We start from the raw sequence: 22,521 nt of genomic DNA, 5'->3' as shown, positions 1-22,521 counted from the left end.
AACCGCATATTTACTGGGGTTTGCGAGCGGTTTTGGGCCGAAAAACCTATTCCAAATTGGAATAGAAAGGGACACAATTCGAGAACAGGTCGAGCACCACGGAATCCATAAAAAGCCACCCCTCGCCCACCAGGCGAAGTGCCCCCCGCGACTGTTCGAGGAACCCCCTAGCAACCCAGCGCCCGATAGCATCGGGAGCAATCGCGACCCCCCTCTCCCTAAGCGCATCCAGCGACAGGCCATACCTTGTACGTAGCGAGAGCTGGATGATCTCGGCGATTTCGTCTTCGGGCCCGAGCGGATCGAGCATCAGGGCGCCCTCGGGGCAGCCGTTTTTCACATATTCGCGCCAGGGGGCATATTTTTCCGGCAGGGAAAACCGCACCCCCTCGAAAAAGCCATGCGCGCTAGGCCCGAAGGCCAGGTATTCGCCGCGCCGCCAGTAATTGAGGTTATGCAGGCTCTCCTCGCCGGCACGCGCAAAGTTAGACGTCTCGTAGCGCATAAAGCCCCTGCTTTCGAGCATTTCTACGCCCTGCAGGTACATGTCCGCATACAGGTCCTCGTCCACAGATTCCTCGCCCCTCGCGATGCGCCTGCCCAGGCGGCGCGACGGGTCAACCTTCAGCCCGTAAAAGCTCACGTGACCGAGCGGAAGGCCCGTAAGCCAGTCCATGTCGGCGAGCATGTCGGCTATACCCTGCCCCGGGAGGTTGAACATGAGGTCGGCGTTCACCCGTACCTTCTTCGACATCAGCAGTTCCAAGGAGCGCTTGCCGGTCGCCACGTCGTGCTGGCGGCCCACCCGATCCAGCAGGTCGTCCCGGAGAGTCTGCAAGCCAAGGCTAGCCCGCGTAATGCCCGATTCAAGCGCCACGGCAACCCGTTCCTCGTCGCAGGATTCCGGATTGAACTCCATGGTCGCCTCCTTCAACGAGGCGACATTCACGCCCATATCGGCAATAATCCCGAAAAGCCTCGCCAGGCGCTCCGGCGACAGGACAGAAGGGGTCCCTCCGCCTATATACAGCGTCCCGACACGCGAAAATGCCCCCGGATGGCGCCCCGCAAAGGCAGACATTTCCCTCGAAATCAAGTCCAAATATTCCAACTGCAACCATTCAGGTGCCGAAAATGCGTGAAAATCGCAATAATCACAGATTTTTGCACAGAATGGGACATGAATATATAGACCGAGAGATGACATAAACGATTTTTTTGTGTTTTCAGGCTTCTGTTTGTAAAAATTTAATTTATATCCGTATCATGGAAGACGCGAAACTGAAGAAATTCATCGTACGATTAAAGAAAAGACTCCCCCTGCTCATCTTTCTCGCTATCGCCACGATAGCGTATTTCCTCGCATCCACGCTTTTACTGGACGATTCCTACAAGGACATCATATTCATCACCATGATCTGGGCGCTCCCCCTGTTCATCCATTAACCCCCGCCAATGATACTTACACGACAAACCGAGAGAAAGTTTAGCGCCGTCTGCTACTACGTGCTTTGCTGGATACTTGCCGCCATAGGCATTTCGTCCATCTCGACCTATGCCAGCGAGGGCACATTCGATATCGGCGACATGTTGATGAAGCTCCAGTTCGCACTGTTCATGGGGCTCTCGCACGGGGTGTACGACATCCTTATCCTCAAGGACGAAATGGACTGCAGGGCTGTGTGGAAATCCCTGCTTATCCGCTCCCTTTACTTCGTTGCAGCCATCTGCTCCAGCAAGCTCCTATGCATCCTTCTCTTCAAGGTGAAGGCCGGCGAGGGAATCATGAACGAAGAGGGGCTGGGCGATGTCATCGCAAGTATTTCCGACCCCGCCGTACAGATGCAAGTTCTCGTATTCTTCCTTACGGCATACCTCATCACCTTCGTGCGTTCCGTGCACAAGAAATTCGGCACGCGCGTGTTCTGGAATACCCTGCTCGGCAAGTCACAGGAACCTCTCGAAGAAGACCTCGTCTTCATGATGATCGACCTGAAAAATTCAACCGAACTCGCAGAAGAACTCGGTCACGTGAAGTACAGCAGCTTCATGAAGGACTACTACAAGCTGCTTTCGAACTGCTGCGAAGAGAACCAGGGCGAAATCTACCAGATCGCAGGCGACGGTGCATTCCTTACCTGGCACACGTCGGCATGCAGGCACCGCGCAAGGCCGGTAGACTGTTTCTACGATTTCAGCGTCTGTCTCGAAAGGATTGCACCCAAGTTTATCCGTAAGTACGGAAAAGCTCCTAATTTCAAGGCGGCGGCACACTGCGGGCGCGTCATTACCACCGAGGTCGGTAACTTCGGCAGCGAACTCGCCTACCATGGCGACGTGCTGAACACCACCAGCCGCATACAGTCCCTTTGCGGCAGGCTCGGGCAGGAATTTCTCATCTCGGAGGACCTCTTTACCGAACTTCCGAAGCCTCTTCCCCACGACTACCTGAGCAAGAAGGAAGGATTTTTCGAATTAAAGGGAAAAAAACACGAAATTTTGATTTTTTCTTTGCAAAGACCCTTGACAGACCTAAATTAATATTCTATAATTGGTCTCACCTCGCGGGAATAGCTCAGTTGGTAGAGCACGACCTTGCCAAGGTCGGGGTCGAGGGTCCGAGTCCCTTTTCCCGCTCTAAACGAAAAAGACACCTTTACGGTGTCTTTTTTCGTTTATTCGCGGAAGGGACCGGACCCGAGAAGAGGGGCCGGCAAAAACCTCCGTGCGCAAAGCGCATGCAATAGGAGGTTTTTGAGCTTGATGCGAGTGTAACGAGCATCGAGCCCGAAGGGCGAGGTTTTGGCTCGCGCAGCGAGTGACCAAAACCTCGCATTCCCTTTTCCCGCTCCTCAATTAATCGCGCAGCGGAGACTGATTGCCAACAATCCCTTTTGACGCTCTAAAAAAAAGCCCTGTCCAACTCTGGACAAGGCTACGCACAAACTAATTCGCAATCACTTACGGCCCGGCGGGCACAAACGTCTGGCACTGCCCTATGGATCCGAGCTTAATAAGACGCAAGCTTCCCGTATCTCCAGCAGCACCTTCAAACCTCAGCTGAAGAGCAGCGACCTTCTTCAAGTCGTCGTCGCTGGACCACTGGAAGAATCTTGACCACGGGATATCGATTTCCTTCACAGTTCCCGAAGCCGCAACCGAGGCAGACAAGTCAACATACTTCGAGAGTCCACCATCGTTTTCGGGCACAAGCCTGACAGCAAAGGGCAAGTCGGACTCGTACACAAGGCAGATGCCGCCCCATGCCGAAACGTCAACCCCCTTCTGCGCTTCGTTCCATACGTTGAAACCTAACCCGACATACGGCTTCTCGGCGCCAGCACCCAAGGCGACATCGACCTTAAGGGCGCCATACGCTTCTACAATGCAAGCATATACATCGCTGTTGCCGCATGTTGCAGGAATGGCGGAGAAATCAATCTTTGACTTCCCGCCATCGTTTTTGTCGTCAAAGAAGTACCACCAGCCCGCAGCTTCTTCCGGTGAACCAGTCTGCACGCGCCCTTCTTCATCTTCCTGGGCTACCCACAAGAAACTCTTGGCAAGATCTTCTTCCGTTTTTTCTACAGAACTAGAAGACTTCGGCGCAACAGACGAAGAAGACTCCGGAGCACTAGCAGCACCGCAGCGTCCGAGGGAACCGACCTTCGTGAAGAAGAAATTCCCAACAGTTCCGGAATCGCCATAGAATTCCAGTTTGACAACAGCGGCATTCGCAAGGACCTTGGCAGCATCAATCCCTATTCCCGCACCGCAGCTCGACCCGAACTTGCTCCACGGGATATCGACGACCTTCCTGGATTTCGAGGCACCGACACTGGCAGCAAGTTCGCAGTGCGTAGTCTGAGTGCCACTTTCGGCATGAATCATGACACGGAAATTCACATCGGACTCGTATTCGACGCAAATGCCTTCCCATTCCGTAATATCGGTGCCCTCCTGGTCAAGGTTCCATGTGGTGAAAGCAAGTCCTGCATACGGATAATCGTAGCCGGGCTCTAGCCTCACCTTGCCCTTGAAGCCATCGTACCCCTCAATAAGCGCTTCTAAATAGTTGATATACCCATCTTCAATATCCGATGGCCACTCCAGAGTTGACGAGCCCAAATCGTTGTTGTCATTATATTCGTACCACCAGCCAGAGTATTCATCTGGCGAGCCCGTCATCACGCGAAAGATTCTTTCAGAACCGTCCCAGAGGAACCCCTTCTGGTTCGCAATCTCGCTGGAAGAAGACTCCGTAGCGACCGAAGAAGACGATGGACCGGACCCTTCGTGGCTATCGCCACTCAGAGCCTGTCCTGAACTTGACGAAGGAATGGCGCCAGACGACGATGAACTTTCGTTCCCGGAAGTTTCCGGCGATGTAGACGAAGAATCGTCACCGCAAGCCGCAAGCATCGCGGCAAAAGAGACGGCAACACAGCCGGCAAACAGCTTTTTCATCGTGTCCTCCTATTTCCCCAAAACCTACGGCGCAGGAATCATATCGTGACACATGCCCACGGCCCCGATTCGCTGAATTAAGAAATCTCCCGTGGTACCAGCCGCACCCGAGAACTTCAGCCTAACAGAAGCAACCTTCTTCAAGACATCCATTATATCGGGGCTCACGCCCGCGCCACAGTTGTTCTTGAACTTTTCCCAGCCAAAATCGCTGATTTTTTCACTTGTAGAAGCCGGAACTCTCGCCACAAAGCTACACGACCCCATCGTCGGGATTGCACCGTCTTCAAGACCAAGCTCGATCTCGAAATCAATAGATGATTTGTACTGAAGGCAAATTCCGCCCCACGGAGAAACATTCACCCCTTCCTGTTCCTCGCTCCAGACATTGAAAGCCACACCCGCATAAGGTTTTTCGTAGCCTTCTCCGAACTTGACTCCCAACTCAATTCCGTGGTGTTTTTCAGTGAGTTCCACGAATAGAGAACCCAAAACTAGCGTATCAACATCGGACGGGAACTGAATTGCAGAAGTCCCTCCTTTAACGCGATCGTTAAATTCATACCAGAAACCCGAAGTCTTCTCATCGCTACCCGTTTCGACTTGACCTGCGCCACGGTCGTTATAGCCATCCCAGAGCATATTCACGATAACGACCTTGGCACTAGAAGACGATTCCTCAACGTTAGACGAAGAAGACTTCGGCGCAACAGCGGACGAAGACACCGGAGCGCTACCGGAGCCGCACTGCCCGAGCGACCCGATTTTCTTGAGAAGGAAATCACCCGTATCTCCCGCCTTGCCATCGAACCGCAGGTGGACCGCTGCCGCATTCGCAAGGACCTCAGTCGCATCCATGGGCACTCCAAAACCGCAACTCGACCCGAACTTGCTCCACGGGATATCGACCGTTTTCACGGAATCCGAAGCGCCTAGACGGTAAACTAGTTGACAGTCAGTCGTCAAGGTACCATCTTCTGCCTGAAGCCAGACATTGAAATCGAGTCCAGAAGAGTATTCCAGGCAGAGGCCGCCCCATTCCATGACATCCGTACCCTCCTGTTCCTCGTTCACGATATTGAAACCAAGACCCACATACGGATAATCGGCACCATCGCCCAATTCCACCTTTACCTTGAGTCCACCATAGGCTTCCAAACCCATGGGAATGCATGAGCCATAATAGTTGCAGTCCGTATATTCCGGCGGGAAAGTAAATTTCGATGAGCCTCCATCATTACGGTCATTGAAATCATACCAGATTCCCGCCGTCTTTTCGTCACTTCCGGTCAACACGCGACCTTCCTCATCGGTAGAACCGTCCCAGAGGAAGCTTTTCTTAGTCACCTTGCAACAGGTCGTATCGATTGACATTTCGCTGGACGACGACTGACCAGATTCTCCGTGGCTGTCGCCACTCAGGATGACGGCAGACGAGGATGAACTTTCGTTCCCGGTCGTTTCAGGGGAAGTGGACGAAGAATCGTCACCGCAGGCCGCAAGCATCGCGGCAAAAGAAACGGCAATACAGCCGGCAAACAGTTTTTTCATGGAAAGACCTCCTATCTTACCCTTAAATATAAACTAAAACTCCCCGCTTGGACCGGGGCGGGGAAATTATGCATCCAAAATCACGCCTTTTCGACTACGCCGGCACCAGGTCGGGGTGTTCCGCCATCTCCTCAAGCTGGATCTTGTGAAGCACCACGTGGCCTTCGACAAGGCTCTTCTGCACATCGATGATGCGCTGGTTGCTGGAGCCACGGAACTTGAGTTCAAGCGACTTCTTCGCCATAATGAACGGACCGTCGATGAGGATGTCAGCAAACGAGAGGAGTTCAAAGAACCCCGGACGGCTTGCGGAAAGTTCCATGAGGCGTTCGTAGGTGTAGCCCGTGAAAATCACGAGGTTGAGTCCGCGTTCCTTGATGGCGCGTGCATAGGGAACCAGGGCTTCCGCCTGGTCCATCGGGTCGCCGCCGCTAAAAGTGACCCCGTCATAAAGCGGGTTCTCGTCCAGCGCAGCGATAACTTCTTCTACATCAGAAAAACGACCCCCGTTGAAATCGTGGGTCTGGGGGTTTTGGCAGCCGGGGCAATGGTGATTGCAACCCTGGGTAAAGACGACCAAGCGGATTCCGGGACCGTCCACGAAGGATTCATGAACAATTCCGGCAATCCGCAAACGCGGGTATTCGTCCATCTTATACGCCGTGCTTCACGCGGTCGTTGACTTCGGCACGCTTTGCATTGTTGAAGCGGTCGACCGTACCCACGAGGTAACCCGTGATGCGGCGGATGCGTTCGAAGCACACGCCTTCGCCATAGAGGGATTTTTCTTTTTCAGACATTGTTTTTACTCCTTGATAATAAATGGTTATCTGATGCCGCGGAACGCCGGCATTCCCGGGAACTTCTTGCGGAGTTCATTCAGTTTTTCTTCAGAAATGTAATGGCCGTCGCTACGTCCGCAGCGGGGGCAGGTGTCACCGATGACACCGACGAAACCACAGACCGGGTCGCGGTCAACCGGGTGGTTGATGGAACCGTAACCGATGCCCACCTCGGCCATGTAGCGCACAATCTTCTCGAACGCGTCGAGGTTCTGCGTCGGGTCGCCATCGAGCTCGATGTAGCTGATGTGGCCCGCGTTGGTGAGCGCGTGGTACGGGGCTTCGAGAGCGAGCTTCTTGAAGGCCGAAATCTTGTAGTACACCGGCACGTGGAACGAGTTGGTGTAGTAGTCGCGGTCGGTAACGCCCGGGATAATGCCGTACTTCTTCTTGTCCATGCGCACGAAGCGGCCCGAAAGGCCTTCGGCAGGCGTGGCGAGCAAGCTGAAATTGAGGCCGAGGCGCTTGCTTTCCTTGTCGCAGAAATCGCGCATGTGGCCGATAATCTTGAGGCCGAGCTGCTGCGAGGATTCAGATTCGCCGTGGTGCTTGCCCGTGAGCATCACCAGGGTTTCGGCAAGGCCGATGAAACCGATGGAGAGCGTACCGTGCTTGATGACTTCGCCCACGGTATCTTCCCAGCCGAGCTTGTCGGAATCGATCCACACGCCCTGCCCCATGAGGAACGGGAAGTTCTTGACCTTGCGGCGGCTCTGCACGGCGAAGCGTTCCATGAGCTGGTCGCTCACGAGCTGCAGCATGCGGTCGAGTTCCTTGAAGAACAGGTCAATCGAACGCATCTTGATGGCGATGCGGGGCAAGTTGATGGAGGTGAAGCTCAAGTTGCCACGGCCGTACGAGATTTCGCGGCTCGGGTCGTAGTTGTTACCGATAACGCGGGTACGGCAACCCATGTAAGAAATTTCCGTTTCGGGGTGGCCCGGCTTGTAGTACTGCAGGTTGTACGGAGCATCCTGGAAGCTGAAGTTCGGGAACAGGCGCTTTGCGCTCACCTTGCAGGCGAGCTTGAACAAATCGTAGTTCGGGTCGCCCTCGTTCAGGTTCACGCCCTTCTTCACGCGGAAAATCTGGATCGGGAAGATGGCCGTTTCGCCACCGCCCAGGCCCTCGTCCGTGGTGAGGAGGAGGTTCTTCATGACCATGCGGGCTTCTGGATCGGTGCACATACCGTAATTGATGCTAGAGAACGGAGTCTGCGCACCAGCGCGGCTGTGCATGGAGTTCAGGTTGTGTACAAACGCTTCCATGGCCTGGAAGGTAGCCTTGTCAGTCTCTTCGTAGGCCTGCTTTTCGGCAAACTTCTGGGCCTTCATCACCATTTCGGTATCGAAGGTCTTGGTAAGTTCGCGAGCTTCAGTTTCTACAAACTTCTCGTTCGGCACGAGGGTCGCCACCATGCCCATCTCGGCCATTTCGGAATGGAGCTTTTTCACGACAGGCTGGATTTCTTCCTCTTCCTTGCCGGTAAAGAGCATAAGCGCCTTCACCATGTTGGAGAGGTAGGCCTTGCGGTAAGTGATGCGCACGCCGTCGGCCATCGCGTAGTCAAAGTTCGGCACCGACTGGCCACCGTGCTGGTCGTTCTGGTTACTTTGTATGGCAATCGCCGCCAAGGCAGCGTAGCTGCGGATGTCCTTGGGTTCACGGAGGTGGCCGTGACCCGTATTGAAGCCGTTCTTGAACAACTTAATCAGGTCGATCTGGCAGCAGGTCATGGTGAGGGAATAGAAATCCAAATCGTGGATGTGGATGTCCCCGTTCATGTGGGCCTGGCTATGCTCGGGTTTGAGCATCATCATCGTGTAGAAGTGCTTTGCCGATTCGGAACCGTACTTGAGCATCGTGCCCATCGCGGTATCGCCGTCGATGTTCGCGTTTTCGCGCTTGAGGTCGGATTCCTTGGCAGAGCTGAACGTGATGTCGCGGAGCGTGTGCATGAGGCGAGTGTTCACCTCGCGGATGCGGGTGCGCTCGGCACGGTAAAGGATGTAGCTCTTGGCGGTATCGGCGTAGTTGTTGTCGGTAAGGGCCTTTTCAACGGCGTCCTGGATCTCTTCGATGTCCGGCTTGGTCTTGCCTTCGGCCTCGAGGCGGCCAACAGCATAAGCAGCGACCTTCAGGGCAGTACTGCTCAAAATGTCTTCATGTCCGAGGAGGTCGATCTGTTCCTGGGAAGCCTTGATCTGGTCGTTGAGTTCACCGGAGGCACGGAACGCCTTGATAATGGCGTCGGAGATCTTCTCAATGTTGAACGGCATTTCGCGGCCGTCACGCTTCTTGACTGTAAAAATCATCACCAAATCCTTGATTCTTTCGGCATTTTTCAATGTTTCAAAAGAAGTTCAAATCTACTATATCTTGTGCCGAAGGTCGAACCAGCACCACAAGATGTAGATAACAAGATAATAAAAGATTTTGTAAAAAGGGAGGTTTTCCTAAAAAAAGATGTATTTTTTTTGTAATAAAGCCTTAAACTTATCAACAGCGTCCGTCCCAGTTTATCAACATCGAACTAGGGGTGCCAGTTCGGTCCGCCGATAACTCCCTATTTTGCAAGCACTTATCGCCAGGTGGAGATATCAACAGGGTAAAGGGGGCTTTTTCGAGCCCCCTCTCCTTGACAAAAAGATGCTTTTATACTTATACCGCCACCTTTTACTCAATCTCGGCCATGACGGACAGGTATGCCGAGACGGATACGGAATCGGCGATGTTCATCTTGGATTCCTGCGGGGAATTCGACAACAGATCATAAGCCGGCGCATACTTCCCCCTGGCCTTGCGCAGGGAGAAATCGTTAGCGCGTGCACCGAGAACGGTCATCCCGAACTCGTCTGCAGGCTTGTTGCTTACCGCGACGACCTTGCCCAGGGAACCGTCAAAGCCCTCTGCAATCGCCTTGGCGCGCGCCATCGCCTTTTTGCCGGCAATGTTTGTGACCTGTACCCTAAGCGAGTCCTCGTTCTTCAGGACAGGCTCTGCCTTATACACGTTGACGTTTTCAAGGCCGACGATTCCATCCAGGAAAGCCCCGGCGGCATCCTTGGACGTAAAGTTGACCACAATCCTCTGAATTGCCCTGAAGGCTTTCTTCTGGGATTCATTGCCGTAGAACTCGTACTTCTGCTTCTTGCGTAGCGTCATGGACTGCGCTTCTATCTCCGATTCGGCAACACCCAGGTCTTTCGCCATCTGCACCACGTCACCCCGACGTGCGCCCATCTGCTTAAAGAGAGTTTCCTTGTCGGTTCCGTCAAACACGATATTCGCGGTCACGACAAACTTGTCTGCAAGGAACTTCTTGTTCTCGATCTGGGTAACGCGGACATACGACTTGCCGTCATTTTCCACACCGTCCAGGGAAAGCGTCGCAGAGACCGATGCCGACACCTCCACGGAATCCGAGGAACTCAGCTTTTCCACCTCCGAAGAACCTTCCACCGATATCACCTTCCCGGCCTTCGTGCCTACACTCCGTGCATTCACTTCGGCCAGGCGGGACGCCTTCTTGCAGGCGCTCTTGATAACATCGACTTCCAGTGCTTCGGCGTTCTTGAGCCGGGACTGAGTAGATACGTTATCGATAAATGCAAAACCGGTCAAGTCGAATTCCAAGGAATCCGATTCCTGCTTGCTATGCGAAACCACCTTTACCATCTGCGATGCCGCATACCCCAGGAAAAGCCTCTTGCCCTTCGCGTAATCCCATTCCTTCTCGAGCGACGAACTGAGAAGTTCATACTCCTGCGGGCCTACGGAATGTTTCTGCAGCAAGGCGAGAATCTTTTCGCGACTCTCGTTCAGGCGTTTGTAGGCGACGTCCTTGTTCTTGTCCTTTAGAACCATCTTGAAACTGGTGACGTACTCGTCGGCGAAGAAGTTCTTTTTCTCTTCGCTCGAAACGGCCACGCCAGCAGAAGGCAAGCCTTCTTCTTCTGGAACCGGATCCAGTGACGACACATTCGTTTGTGCCGCAACATCGGAGGCACGCCCGATACTGAGTGAAAGTACAAGGCACACGAACGCAAGCACGATAATGACGACGTATGATACTTTGTTCTGCATAGGAACCTCCCTGTTGTAATTCATTTTCAATCTACACAAAAAGGAATCCCGAAAGCAAAGGCTTTCGGGCAAAAAGAATTTTACTGGATTTTATAGTCTAATCTAGAATATGCTTTTTACTTCTTCGCGAACAGGAGCGTCGCATACTTGAGCACGACGGCTATAAGCACCGTTGTCGTCATGCTGATGAACGGCATCCACGGCCAGCTGAAGATATCGCCAAGCACTGCAGGCACGCCAAATGCAGGAATTCCCTGCACGAGTACGAGGCTTGCCATGCCGCAAAGGACAGCCGCAATCACCTGCCAGCTCTTGAGGCCCTTCACGAAGAAGGCGAGCAGGAACATGCCAAGCAAGGGACCCGTAAAGAGGCCCGTAAAGAAGAGGGCGTTCTTGAGGAGGCTTCCCTGCTGCGTGGCGGCAAAGAGCGCAAAGAATACGCCGAGCACGCCCCAGACAACCGTCCAGATTTTCGCACGCTTGAGTCCGCCCATGCCCTTGGATTCTTCCCAGCCCAAGAAGTCGTGTTCCGACGTATTGCTGAGAGAATTGATGGCACCGGAAAGGCTACTCATGGCAGCCGCACAGATGGCCGCGACAATCAAGCCGGTAAGGCCCTGCGGAAGCGCATTCACGATAAAGTAGGGGAACACGTCGTTCTGCCCGATACCTTCGGGAAGGGTTGCCGTATGCGCCGCCTTGTAGTAAACGTAGAGGGCCGCGCCCACCCAGTAGAACAAGATAGAGACCGCGCACCCGAGCACCATCGAAAGGATGCTCGAACGGTTTGCCGCCTTCACGTCCTTGCAGCTCAGATAACGTTGTACAAACTGCTGGTCGCACCCGCGGATGGCGATTTCAAGAATTGCATAGGCAAAACCTGCCGACACAAGCGTGCGCGCATCAGAAATATCGAACGAGGGGTTCCACCAGCGGGTCTTGCCCGCCTCGGATGCAAGCGTCGCCATCTCGCCAAAGCCGCCAACGGCATTGGATATAAGGATAAGCACCACCACGCCGCCGCCAAAGAACACGCAGAACTGCAGCACGTCGGTCCATATGACAGCCTTGATGCCGCCGAACCAGGTGTAGAATATCGCCACCGCGGCGGACACGATTATCGCAACCTTCATGTCGACGTGCAGAATCTGCGCAAGCACGAGGGATGGCCCATAGAGCAGGATACCCGTTCGGAGCAAAAGATGCAGGCAGTAGAACACAGCGGCAAGCCTGCGGACGGTCTTCGAGCCGAAACGCACTTCGAATAGTTCGTACGCGCTATTGATACCCGCGGTCCTGAACCTCGGGATGAAGACTAGGCCCACGACAATGATACTGATGAGCGCGCCTATCTGGAACATGAGGAAGGTCATGTCGTCGCCGAAAACATCGGCAGGCGCCCCGAGGAAGGTCGTCGCGCTGACAGATGTCGCGATGAGGCTTATGCCGACGGCCACCCACGGCATGGCACCGCCACCGAACATGTATTCCTTGAGATTCTTGTTGCCGCGGGAAACCCAGAGCCCGATAAACAGGGAAAAGAGCAGATACGCCGCAAGGACGATCCAGTCGATAACGGTAAACATAATCTTGTACTAGACCTTCAGTGTAGAGGTAAGGACGGGAATCTCGTCTGCCGGGGCAGATGTCTCGACAGGAATTTCCGTATACTGGATGACCTGGTTGCGGCCGCCTTCCTTCGCCTTGTAGAGCGCCTGGTCGGCATAGTTCACGGCCTTCTTCATGTCGTGGAATTCCGGAGTCACGAGATAGGCTCCGATACTCACCGTCACACGCAGCGGTTCCTGGCGATGCACGTCGAACTCGAGTTTCATCACCGCATGGCGGATGCGTTCCGCAGTCTCGATCATGCCTTCCGCAGTCGTGTCGATAAGGCCCACCACGAATTCCTCGCCGCCATAGCGAGCGACCACGTCGATTTCCTTGCGGATTTCGCCACTGATGGCGCCGGCGATTCCCTTGATGACCACATCACCAATCGGGTGGCCGTAGGTATCGTTCACGCTCTTGAAGTGGTCGATGTCCATCATGAGCACACCGATATTGTACTTCTGGCGGTCGGCGCGGATTTTCTCGGTGCGGAGGTTCTCGTGCAAGGTGCGGTGGTTGATAAGCCCGGTAAGGCCGTCACGCGTCGCGAGGTCCTTGTCCTGTTCCGCCTGGCATGCACGGGCATACGCAAAGCCTGCGACACCGGCAAACGCCTTGAGCAAGTTCATCTCGTGTTCGGAATAGCGGTCGTTCCTGCGGCTTTCGAGGCAGATGGCCATTTCGGCCTGTTCCGCAGTCGGTTCCGTGGGCACAGGCATCACGAACAGCTGGCGGAACTCCATGTTCTTCTTTTCCTGGCTGTCGATGCGCGGAATGTAGGCATTGAACGCGGACTGGTTGAAGGTCCGCTCCACCGGGCGGTTGTGGTACAGGGCCAGGATGGCAAGGCCCTTGTCCGAAAGCGTAAACTTCTTGTTGACGAACTGGTCGGCATCGATACCGTCGCAGCAGACGACACGCCCCATACGTTCCTGGTGCAGGTTGTTGTCGTTCTGGCGGTCGAGTGCCAAGATCATCATGCGGTCAAACGGGATGTTGCCCTTGACGTATTCGAAAATCTGGCGGAACACGTCCTTCACCGTCATGTTCTTGAAGAACTGGTGCTGGTAATGGTAAAGCACGCTGAACTGCTGCTGCTCGATGTAGTTTTTAGCCGAGACAAAGCTCTTGAAGTAAAGCGTGTAGAGCGTACTTGCGATATAGGTAAGCGCCTGCGCCGTATGCTGGTTGAACGCATTCGGGTAGAGCGAGTCCATAACAAGAGCGCCAACGCGGTTCTTGCCGCGGTCGAGCATCGGGACCGCCACCACGGACTTGACCATCGGATTATCGATGTAGTAGAGCAGGGGCTTACCGCCCGAAAGGTCACCTTCGAGCAGACGGTTCACGTCCATGCGGAACAGCTGACTGATAAGCCCCGCGTTCTCCGTAATCTTCACGTCGGTCGCAATCTTCGCCTCGGGACTTACGCAGGCATATGCACGGATGCCCCATTCCTTCATGGAATTGAGGGGCGAAAAGAGAACTAGCGTGTGAACGTTCGGGACAATGCGCTTCAGGCCCTCGAGCATGTCGCTGAAAGCCTTCTTCACGTCGGCATCGGCGCGGGCCCATACCTGGTTTACACGCAGCGTAGAACCGGGCTCGTTATAGTCGGCAGCAGAATCGTCGAAGGAATTCTTGAGTTCCGGAGTCACCGCGGGCGAGATTCCGGTCGCCTTCACCGCAGATCCCACCACAGGGAGCGAAGCGGTCTTCCCGCCGGGGACGCGAGGCAGGTTCATGTAGCCCAGGGCAGCGGCGACACCTGCAAACGGGATGAGGAACAGGAACATGCCCCCCTGGAAAGCGACTCCCAGGAACAAGCCTGCAACAGCGAACATAATCATCGATATCTGCATCTGCATCCTCTTACACTTAAAGCCGGAATGAACGGTAAAGCATAGCGCACGCGACGCCGCCAAAGATGAAATGGCTTATCCATGCCGCCAAGAACGGCGACAGGGCCCCATTTTCACCCATCTTCAATCCGATTCTCTCTAGAATATAATAACTAAAAACGAGAAGAAGGCCAATACCGAATTTCTGGGAAAGCCCTCCAGAACGACTATACCGGTGACAGAGGGCCGCCCCGATGAGCAGCACGATAAGGTTCATCCAGTGGGCAGAAAGCTTGAAGTGTAGCGCCGTCTCCATGGCGCGGGTGTCTTCGCCGGAGCGTTTTAGCACCTCGATACGTTCCCAGACCATCTTGGAATCCATCTCGTCGGGAACCTGGCGGTCGTTGATGAGGTCGGCCGGGCGTGTCGACACCTTGCCGTTCATCTTTTCGCGGCGGAACTGAATGACCGTCACCGAGCCGTCCTTGTTGAAGACACGCTTCATTCCGTGTTCGAACAGCCAGTAGGACTGTTCTGCAAAAGTCTTGATCACGCTATCGCGCACGGCACTGTCGAGCGAGGAAGTGTCCGGTTCTACCCAGCGGACCGTCTTGGCGTCGTAACGTTCCGTAAGGCGGCCCTGTTCACGCAAAAGGAGCACCACGTCACGGCCCACCTTCGCCTTGCCCGAATAGAACTTGAAGAACCAACTCGCCCTCTCGCTATCGATGAAAGTGAAGTCGCTCTTTTCCTTGATGCGCGGGTTCTTCTTTTTTTGCGCATTCGTCTCCATGATTTCGAGGCGCTTGTGGTTTGCATCCGGAAGCCAATGCTCGCTCATCTCGTACGAACCGACAGAAACAAGTATGCCCAGGAAGAATATGGGAAACAGAGTCTTGAGCGGGCTCTGGCCGGAACTCTGCATGGCGCTCATTTCCAGATGGCGCGACATGTTCCCGACCGAGGCAAGCACCGCGATGAACATGGATACCGGCGTGATGAGGTAGAGCATGTACGGGATATAGCTCACATAGTAGTCGAGCGCATCCTTCGTTTCGCGGGCAAGCCACGTCTTGATGTTGCCAACGAAGTCAATAACGGCAAACATGAAGATAGCGCCGATAGTCACGATGAGGAACATCTTCACGAAGTTCCAGATCAGGTAACGCGAGAACTTCATGCGCGCCCCCTGCCGATGGAACGGAACCAGCGGCCTATGGCTCGCATGGCCCTGAAGAACTTGGAATCACCCGTAAAGCGGTCGCGCACCATCGCGATGGTAATGAATATGCCGAACGCGCCAATGATGATGTTCGAAGCCCACATGGCAAGTTCGGGAGAAATGATAAGACGGTCCGCCAGGTTCTCGCCGCCGATAAGGCAGATCCAGTAGATGACAAAGAACGCAAGGCTGTAGATGATACCCGTGCCGATGCCGCCCTTGCGTGCCATGATTCCGAGAGGAGCGCCAATGAGCACAAAGATAAAGCACGCAAACGAAGTACTGAACTTCTTGTGAATTTCGACGAGGTACTGAGCCGCACGCTTCTGCTCGGATTCCATTCTCCCCCACAGCCTCTCCGTCGTCCGCAGATTCGAGATTTCCTGCATGCGGATACGCTGAAGCGACCGCCGCCCCTGGATAGAATCGAGCGGTTCCGTCCCGTTCGCCCCATCGGGAACGACGCTATCCCCGAGAACAATGTTCCTTGTCGAGACAAGCGAGCCGAGCCTCTTCTCACGGGCAAACGCCGAAACCGTATCGTATTTTGCACGAGCCTCGTTCACCACGTCCATCATCATCTCGACCGGCATCTCGCGGTCGCTGCGGTAACTACGGCTCCGGCGTTCCAAGCGGTCGTCCACGTTCTGCATGGCGAGGTCCTGCGAGAAGAACCTGATACGGAAGTAGTTCTCCGGCTTGTCAGGATCGACAATATGCGTCTCGCCGCTACGCATGCGGAACATGAGGGTAGCACCGTTATCCACGTAGTCGAGAGTCGCACTGTCTGCATATACAACTCTCGGTGCGCCCTTCTTTTCCATCTCGTAGACCTGGATGCCGTATAGCACACCCGACACAGGATCGATGCGGTTCACCCAGAGTTGCACGTCAGGGAACTGCGTGATGAGCCTACCTGCATCGATAAACACATGGGGCTTCTTGCGCGAGACGGCATTCATCAGTTCCACGGAGCGGTGATTTGCCTCGGGCAATATCCAGTTGTTGAAAAGTATCATCAGGACCGTAACCAGAAGCGCCACGAGCATCACCGGCCGCATGAGCGACAAGGGAGAAACACCCGCAGCCTTCACTGCAGTAATCTCATGGTCACCCGAAAGGCGACCGAACGCCATGAGGCATGCGACAAGCACCGCCATCGGAATAGAGAGCGAAAGCATCCATGCCAGGTTCAGTACGAAAATCTCGAGGACCGTCGATGCGGGAAGCCCCTTCGAGAGCACGTTGTCCAATATTTTCACCAGAAAATCGACGACGAACAAAAACGTTATGCCAAAAAGCGCCGCCAAAAAGGGGCCAATAAGTTCTTTCAACACATAACGAACTAAAATCATTTTTCCCGTCGGTCTAATTTTTCTACTTTAACAGTGAAAAATTAGAATTAACCGAAGAAAAAAAATGAAACTTTCTCTAAAGACAGCCCTGTTCCTTAGCCTTTTCCTTTCTGTCGCCTTGCTCGGCGCTTGTTCGTCCAATTCATCCGAAAGAATCACGCACACCCAGTTCTGCAAGAACAAACTGGACAAGGCGGAAGAACTCTTCAAGAAGGAAAAGTACGGCCGCGTCATCGACAAGCTCGAAGAAATCATGAGCTACTGCGCCGGCACGGGCTACCTGGAACAGACCTCGTTCCTGCTCGCCGAAAGCCACTTCAATCTCGAGAACTGGATCGAGGCCCGTGGCGAATACGGCAGCTTCGTCATGAACTTCCCCGGTTCCCCGTACGCCGAGACCGCCGAATTCCGCAAGGCAATCGCATCGTTCAACATGGAATTCCGCGTGAGCCGCGACGACGCGAATACGACGGTCGCCATGAAGGATTTCGAACGCTACCTTTCGAACCATCCGGATACCCCGCTCCGCGACTCCATCAACTACTACTACGGCCTCCTGGTCGAACGCCTCGCCGAAAAGGAATTCCAGACCGCACGCCTGTACCTGCGCATGGACAAGCCGCAGGCAGCCGTTATCTACTTCAAGGAATTCCTCGAGACCTACAAGCAGTCCAAGCGCCGCAAGGAAGCCCTGTTCCTCACCTCGCAGGCATACACCGACCTCGACCAGTTCGAGAGCGCACGTGAATACCTAGACCTCGCCAAGCAGGAACTCAAGGAAGACGACAAGGACGGCCACAAGCTGCTCGAGAAGACCGAGAAGAAGATTGCCAAGGCGGAAAAGAATTTTGAAAAGCGCATCAAGAAGGATGCCGAAAAGAAGCGCGTCCAGAAAGAAGAGCGCGAAATGCTGAACTAGGTTCTAGATGGGTCATGCAGGTTTCAAGTCGGTTCTTTTTGTAGTTGCGACGCTGTTCCTTGCAGCGGGCGCATTCGCCGACGACGAGACGAAAATAGAGCATGACCGTGCAAGGCTCTCCATTTTCGGGCAGGCTTCCATCTCTTTCCTGGATTTCGAAGAACGCAGCTATTTCCAGAACGCCATCGACACCATCTACGCCGACTTCAAGTCACAGGCCGTAGATGCCGAAGAATCCCTCTATGTCGCCAAGCAGAACTTCCAGAAAGTCAATTTCTGCTTCCCTATCATGGGCGGCCTTCAGTACCAAGTCATGGACGACCACTTCATCAGTGCCGGAATCGGATTTATCTACGACAACGAATCCGTGGTGCTAACCGACCGCAAGAACAAGGCGCACAACTACAGCTACACCATCCAGGGCGTACCGATGTTCCTGGAATACAGATTCGCCATCCCCACGAGCCTGATTACGCTTTCGAACGGCGGACTCTTTAGCCTCGCGTTTCGCTGGTACTGGACACTCCCCGGCACAGAAATCTATACCTCATGGGGCAAGCTCGAGGCCGAGAACAAGCCCTGGGGCGCAGGATTCGGCGTAAGTCTCGGATATCTGTTTGCAAGCTGGAACGGAATAAACCTCTATGGCGATATCGGCTACAGCACCATCTCCGTAAAATCGAAGGAAAGGTTTGCCGACATCGTGCCCGACGGTCCGACCGAAAAGGCGCAGTGGAATATCGGCGGCCTACAGCTGCAGATACGCGCGAGTTTCGGAATCATAAACAAGAAGATTACGCTGGGCGATACGACCGCGGTAAAGGATACCACGGCGAAAGTCCGTACCGCAAGCAATCCAGAAATGACCCCCCCGAAGGCCAGGGTAATGCCCGCCACAGGCGCAGAAAATCCTGCCGCTGGTACAGAGCCACCTTCTGCAAGCGCAGAACCTCCTGCAGCAAACGCAAAGCCCCCTGTTGCAGTGGAAGAACCGCCTGCCGCAAAACCGCCCGAGAGCGAAACGAACGCTACTAAGGAAAAGGCGGCACAATGAGTTTCTGGCCGGGGGAAAAACTGCGTTACGCCGAAACGCATTTCAAGTTCAGGCTCCCCTGGTCGCTTTTGTACAGGCCCTGGCCTGAAATCATTTTCGATATGCCCTTCCAGGCGGTTCCCGGAACAGAGCCCACGATGTGGATCGTGGTGCGCGATGCCGACCGATTCCCCGTGACCCTCGAGTCTGCCGAAATCGAGATTGAGAGTAGCGAAAGCACGGGAACAAATTCCGAAAAAAGGACCATCACACTCGACATTGAAGCCGACAAGCCATTCGCATTCTACCCCGTTCCGCTCGCAGGGCTTAAACCGGGGAAATACAGGATTACACCGAAAGTAACGACTGTGAAAAAGAATGTGGACGAGGGTGCCAAGAATGAGCGTCGCACGTTCACGCGCTGGAGTCTCCCCGGCCTGAAGCCGCAACCGCTCAAGCTGCACGTGCTTGCGGAACAGCCCCCGAAGGCGCCGGGGTATGCGGCAGGCGAGATGCACTGCCATACCCACTATTCGCGCGACCACGTGGAATTCGGGGCTACGCCTGCCGTATTGCAACAGGCGGCCGCCTCTGTCGGCCTCGACTTTGCCTGTTGCACCGACCACGCCTACGACTTTGCATTTACCGACGAGGACTACACCAAGGAGGCGCGGTCCCCGGCGCCGCGGTTTCAGGCCCTGTGCGATGAAATTGCGGCACTCCCCAAAGGAGAAGGCCTCCCACTGCTACTCGCGGGCGAAGAAGTCTCCGCCGGCAACAGCAAGGGAGAAAACGTTCACGTCACGGTGTTCGCTCCCGACGCCTACCTCCCCGGACTCGGGGACTGCGGGCGCTACTGGCTCGAAAACAAGCCTACGCGGAGCATCGCTCAGATCCTGCAAGATACCACCGCACACTGCTTTGCGGCGCACCCCTTCCAGCAGATGGGGATAGTCGAGAAGTTCGTGTTCCGCCGCGGATACTGGACAGACAAGGACCTGCATGCCGACAAGCCGCACGCCATACGCGGGCTGCAGTTCTGGAACGGCGTCCGCGACGAAGGCTTCAAGCTCGGGCGCGAATTCTGGATTGAGCAACTCGGCAAGGGGAACTATTTATTGCCTATTGGCGGCAACGACGCGCACGGCGACCTGAACGATACGACCGCCGTCTCAACCCCGCTGGTTTCGCTCAAGCATTCCCGCGACCACGTTTTCGGGAAGGTGCGCACCGTTGTGAAAATGGACCCAACGGCTGCCGGCAACGGGCTTTCTCGCGAGTCCCTGCATGTGGCCTTTGCCGGCGACAACTGCTACATCACCGACGGCCCCGCCCTCTGGTGGGAACACGCCGAAGTCCACGGCATAAAGAGCGTCGTTTTCCACGCCCGCAACACTAAGGATTTCGGAGAAGGCTTCCGCTATATCCGCATCTTCGGGCGCCGCTACCTGAGCAACGGCAAGCTCGCGAAAGAAGAGGAACTCCGTATGGAAAGCCTCGTCGCCGCACCCGCCAAAACAGACATTCCCGTAAGCATCGACAACTTCGCCTACCTGCGCGCCGAATGCGAATCGGCCACAGGCCATTTTGCGCTCACGTCGGCAGCAACTTTTGAAAGGGGGTAACATGCCGCGCCTCATGTCCCCCATGATCCGGAGAAGGCCCTTGCCGCCCCTACGTGACGAAGAACCGTTGCGCGGACAGGAAGCATCACGCGGGCAAGAGCCGTCGCAAGCACCTGAACTGCGACGCGCACCAGAACCGCCGGCTCCCGAGCAGGAACCTCCCGCCTTCGAGGAACCCGAAGAATCCGCACGCATCGCCACCGGTACCTACAGACAAATTCGCGACTACAGCCTGGTACTCCTCTCGCAGGGAATCGTGCACCGCTTCTTGCGTTCCGAAGAAGGCCCGTTCGAAATCTTTGTCGTGCCCGAAGTCGAAGCACGCGCCCGCGAGCAGCTGGAACTCTACAGCAGGGAAAACCCGCCCAAGGAAGAAAACCCGCCACTCCCTTTAAGCCTAAGCATTCAGCCCGCATGGGTTCTACTGGTACCCGTGGTCTGCACCATTCTCGACTTCGGGAACTTTGTCGACCGCATGCATTTTGCCGGGCTTTCCGATGCCTCCAAGGTTCTGCACGGAGAATGGTGGCGCACTATCACTGCACTCACACTGCACGGGGACGCCCGCCACATCGCATCGAACCTCGTGAGCGGCTACATCGTCTTAAACCTCATGTCGTACAGGATCCCGCTCGCGCGCATGGCGCCCTTCCTCGCCGTAGCAAGCGCCGTCGCGAACTTCTTTGTCGCATTCACCGTCCAGAGCGATTACCGTGCCCTCGGGTTCTCTACCTTCGTGTTTGCAGCCATAGGCTCCCTTGCCGTCATCGAGTTCCGGCTCATGCCCAAGGAAACCCACGGAATGCTCCGGCGCTTCGCACCCCTGTGCGGCGCGGCCTCGCTCGCCGTATTCCTCGGGCTCGGCGAAAACGCCGACATTCTCGGCCACGCCTACGGCTTCATCGCGGGCGCCATCTGCGGGCTCATCCCACAAAAAAAGACGCTCCGCTGGGGAACGCCTACTACACTTGCCGACCTCGTATGGGTCGCTATCTATTTCGCCATCTTCATCGTGGGCTGGAAGTTCGCACTCGCCTAGCCCGCAGACCCATCAAAACTAGAAGCTAGCGAGGAACTTCTTCGCCCTGTCAGCATAAGGCTGAGTATCGCCGTAGACTTCGACGAGGCGTTCGGCAACGGACTTGGCCTTGTTCTTGGAACCGAGTTCGTTGTGCAGGAGCACCAACTTCCACATGGCGTCCGCGACGAGCGGAGTTTCGTCCTGCGGTTCTTCCTTCTGGTAACGGTCTTCCTTATCGCCCGTGCGCTTGCCGAATTCCTTCACGAAATCTTCGAGCAGCTTGGCGGCAGCGGAGTAGTCAGCCTTCTCCATCTTGGCGGAGGCAAGGCCATGAATGGCGGCGGAACGGACCAGCGCGACAGACCCGGCATTGTCGATAGACTTCTGGAACAGTGCGATTGCGCCATCGAAGTCGGACTTTTCGTACTTGATGTTGCCAGCGAAAAGGGCTGCCTTTGCAAGGGCGAGACCGCTCAGCTTGCCAGAATTGATTTTCGACTCGAATTCGCTGAGGGCGTTGTCCTTGTCGTTCACATAGAGATAAGTAAGACCCGTACCGAGGAGTTCGGCCTGCTCTGCAGCAGCAGCCTTGCGGCTATCCTTGAACTGGACCACGCCGGCGACAACCACGAGAATAATGGCAAGTGCCACGAGGACCTTGGATCCGTGTTGGACAAAAAACTCCTTGATTTCGGAATTGCTCTGATTAGATTCGTTAGCCATTTTAGACTTCCATGTTAAAAATTCGTGAACCAAACATAGAAAAAACGAGGGACTTTGCCAACCGAAGGCTCTTTTATCTTGACAAAAACGACCCGTATTGCTATTTTTGACCCCGCTATGCCACTCTAGCTCAGCTGGTAGAGCAGCTGATTCGTAATCAGCAGGTCGGCAGTTCAAATCTGCTGGGTGGCTCGAAGCCCCGGTTCCCGCAAGGAACTGGGGTTT

Annotated in this window: 18 protein-coding genes and 2 tRNA genes; 8 read left to right on the top strand and 12 right to left on the bottom strand. The window is 55.0% G+C overall.

What is annotated here, in order from left to right:
- Positions 1-46 precede the first annotated feature (46 nt).
- Positions 47-1,207, bottom strand: a complete 1,161-nt coding sequence (gene hemW / locus B7994_RS02415; protein WP_088636867.1) for a radical SAM family heme chaperone HemW — start codon at positions 1,205-1,207, stop codon at positions 47-49.
- 59 nt (positions 1,208-1,266) lie between these two features.
- Between hemW and B7994_RS02410 the strand changes: the two genes are divergently transcribed.
- The 3 genes from B7994_RS02410 to B7994_RS02400 all read left to right on the top strand — a co-directional run bounded on the left by B7994_RS02410 (position 1,267) and on the right by B7994_RS02400 (position 2,637).
- Positions 1,267-1,446 (top strand): hypothetical protein, encoded by a 180-nt coding sequence (locus tag B7994_RS02410; protein ID WP_088636866.1) that lies wholly within the window; start codon positions 1,267-1,269, stop codon positions 1,444-1,446.
- Positions 1,447-1,455: 9 nt separating this feature from the next.
- Positions 1,456-2,541 carry an adenylate/guanylate cyclase domain-containing protein gene (locus B7994_RS02405; protein ID WP_088636865.1) on the top strand — a complete coding sequence of 362 codons (1,086 nt, stop codon included), beginning with the start codon at positions 1,456-1,458 and terminating at the stop codon, positions 2,539-2,541.
- A gap of 23 nt (positions 2,542-2,564) precedes the next feature.
- Positions 2,565-2,637: transfer RNA gene (locus B7994_RS02400), tRNA-Gly, on the top strand.
- A 324-nt stretch (positions 2,638-2,961) separates the two neighbouring features.
- Here B7994_RS02400 and B7994_RS02395 read toward each other — a convergent pair.
- From B7994_RS02395 to B7994_RS02350, 10 genes are all read right to left on the bottom strand, one after another.
- Positions 2,962-4,467, bottom strand: coding sequence for a lipoprotein (locus tag B7994_RS02395; RefSeq protein WP_088636864.1), 1,506 nt, complete (start codon positions 4,465-4,467; stop codon positions 2,962-2,964).
- 24 nt (positions 4,468-4,491) lie between these two features.
- Positions 4,492-6,018: a hypothetical protein gene (locus B7994_RS02390; RefSeq protein ID WP_088636863.1), complete on the bottom strand. Its 1,527-nt coding sequence runs from the start codon at positions 6,016-6,018 to the stop codon at positions 4,492-4,494.
- A 94-nt stretch (positions 6,019-6,112) separates the two neighbouring features.
- Complete coding sequence (gene nrdG / locus B7994_RS02385; protein WP_088636862.1) at positions 6,113-6,670, bottom strand: anaerobic ribonucleoside-triphosphate reductase activating protein; 558 nt, start codon at positions 6,668-6,670, stop codon at positions 6,113-6,115.
- A gap of 1 nt (position 6,671) precedes the next feature.
- Positions 6,672-6,818 carry an anaerobic ribonucleoside-triphosphate reductase gene (gene nrdD / locus B7994_RS14330; RefSeq protein WP_072808836.1) on the bottom strand — a complete coding sequence of 49 codons (147 nt, stop codon included), beginning with the start codon at positions 6,816-6,818 and terminating at the stop codon, positions 6,672-6,674.
- Between the two features lie 26 nt (positions 6,819-6,844).
- Entirely contained in the window at positions 6,845-9,175 is a 2,331-nt protein-coding gene (locus B7994_RS02375) for an anaerobic ribonucleoside triphosphate reductase (protein WP_088637216.1), read from the bottom strand.
- 361 nt (positions 9,176-9,536) lie between these two features.
- Positions 9,537-10,946: an SIMPL domain-containing protein gene (locus B7994_RS02370; protein WP_158213046.1), complete on the bottom strand. Its 1,410-nt coding sequence runs from the start codon at positions 10,944-10,946 to the stop codon at positions 9,537-9,539.
- Between the two features lie 116 nt (positions 10,947-11,062).
- On the bottom strand, positions 11,063-12,532 hold the full coding sequence (locus tag B7994_RS02365) for a sodium:solute symporter (RefSeq protein WP_088636860.1): 1,470 nt from the start codon (positions 12,530-12,532) through the stop codon (positions 11,063-11,065).
- 9 nt (positions 12,533-12,541) lie between these two features.
- A complete protein-coding gene (locus B7994_RS02360; RefSeq protein WP_088637215.1) occupies positions 12,542-14,419 on the bottom strand; it encodes a sensor domain-containing diguanylate cyclase in 1,878 nt (625 codons plus the stop codon).
- Between the two features lie 16 nt (positions 14,420-14,435).
- On the bottom strand, positions 14,436-15,578 hold the full coding sequence (locus B7994_RS02355; protein ID WP_088636859.1) for an LptF/LptG family permease: 1,143 nt from the start codon (positions 15,576-15,578) through the stop codon (positions 14,436-14,438).
- Positions 15,575-16,957 (bottom strand): LptF/LptG family permease, encoded by a 1,383-nt coding sequence (locus B7994_RS02350; protein WP_233142952.1) that lies wholly within the window; start codon positions 16,955-16,957, stop codon positions 15,575-15,577. The genes B7994_RS02355 and B7994_RS02350 overlap by 4 nt, the downstream gene beginning before the upstream one ends.
- Positions 16,958-17,039: 82 nt before the next feature.
- On the opposite strand from B7994_RS02350, the gene B7994_RS02345 reads away from it, so the two are divergent.
- From B7994_RS02345 to B7994_RS02330, 4 genes are read left to right on the top strand one after another with little or no spacing between them, the layout of a single operon-like run.
- On the top strand, positions 17,040-17,894 hold the full coding sequence (locus B7994_RS02345) for an outer membrane protein assembly factor BamD (RefSeq protein ID WP_088636857.1): 855 nt from the start codon (positions 17,040-17,042) through the stop codon (positions 17,892-17,894).
- A 7-nt stretch (positions 17,895-17,901) separates the two neighbouring features.
- On the top strand, positions 17,902-18,948 hold the full coding sequence (locus B7994_RS02340) for a hypothetical protein (RefSeq protein WP_088636856.1): 1,047 nt from the start codon (positions 17,902-17,904) through the stop codon (positions 18,946-18,948).
- Positions 18,945-20,552 (top strand): PHP domain-containing protein, encoded by a 1,608-nt coding sequence (locus B7994_RS02335; RefSeq protein WP_088636855.1) that lies wholly within the window; start codon positions 18,945-18,947, stop codon positions 20,550-20,552. The genes B7994_RS02340 and B7994_RS02335 overlap by 4 nt, the downstream gene beginning before the upstream one ends.
- 1 nt (position 20,553) lies before the next feature.
- Complete coding sequence (locus B7994_RS02330; RefSeq protein WP_088636854.1) at positions 20,554-21,591, top strand: rhomboid family intramembrane serine protease; 1,038 nt, start codon at positions 20,554-20,556, stop codon at positions 21,589-21,591.
- Between the two features lie 18 nt (positions 21,592-21,609).
- On the opposite strand, the gene B7994_RS02325 is transcribed toward B7994_RS02330, so the two are convergent.
- Complete coding sequence (locus tag B7994_RS02325) at positions 21,610-22,296, bottom strand: tetratricopeptide repeat protein (RefSeq protein WP_088636853.1); 687 nt, start codon at positions 22,294-22,296, stop codon at positions 21,610-21,612.
- A gap of 119 nt (positions 22,297-22,415) precedes the next feature.
- On the opposite strand from B7994_RS02325, the gene B7994_RS02320 reads away from it, so the two are divergent.
- Positions 22,416-22,488: transfer RNA gene (locus B7994_RS02320), tRNA-Thr, on the top strand.
- The last annotated feature ends 33 nt before the right edge of the window (positions 22,489-22,521 follow it).

It is taken from the genome of Fibrobacter sp. UWR2, from assembly GCF_002210285.1.
Lineage (GTDB): Bacteria > Fibrobacterota > Fibrobacteria > Fibrobacterales > Fibrobacteraceae > Fibrobacter.
Note: the sequence above shows the minus strand (reverse complement) of the source record. Positions and strands in the feature narration are given on the sequence as shown.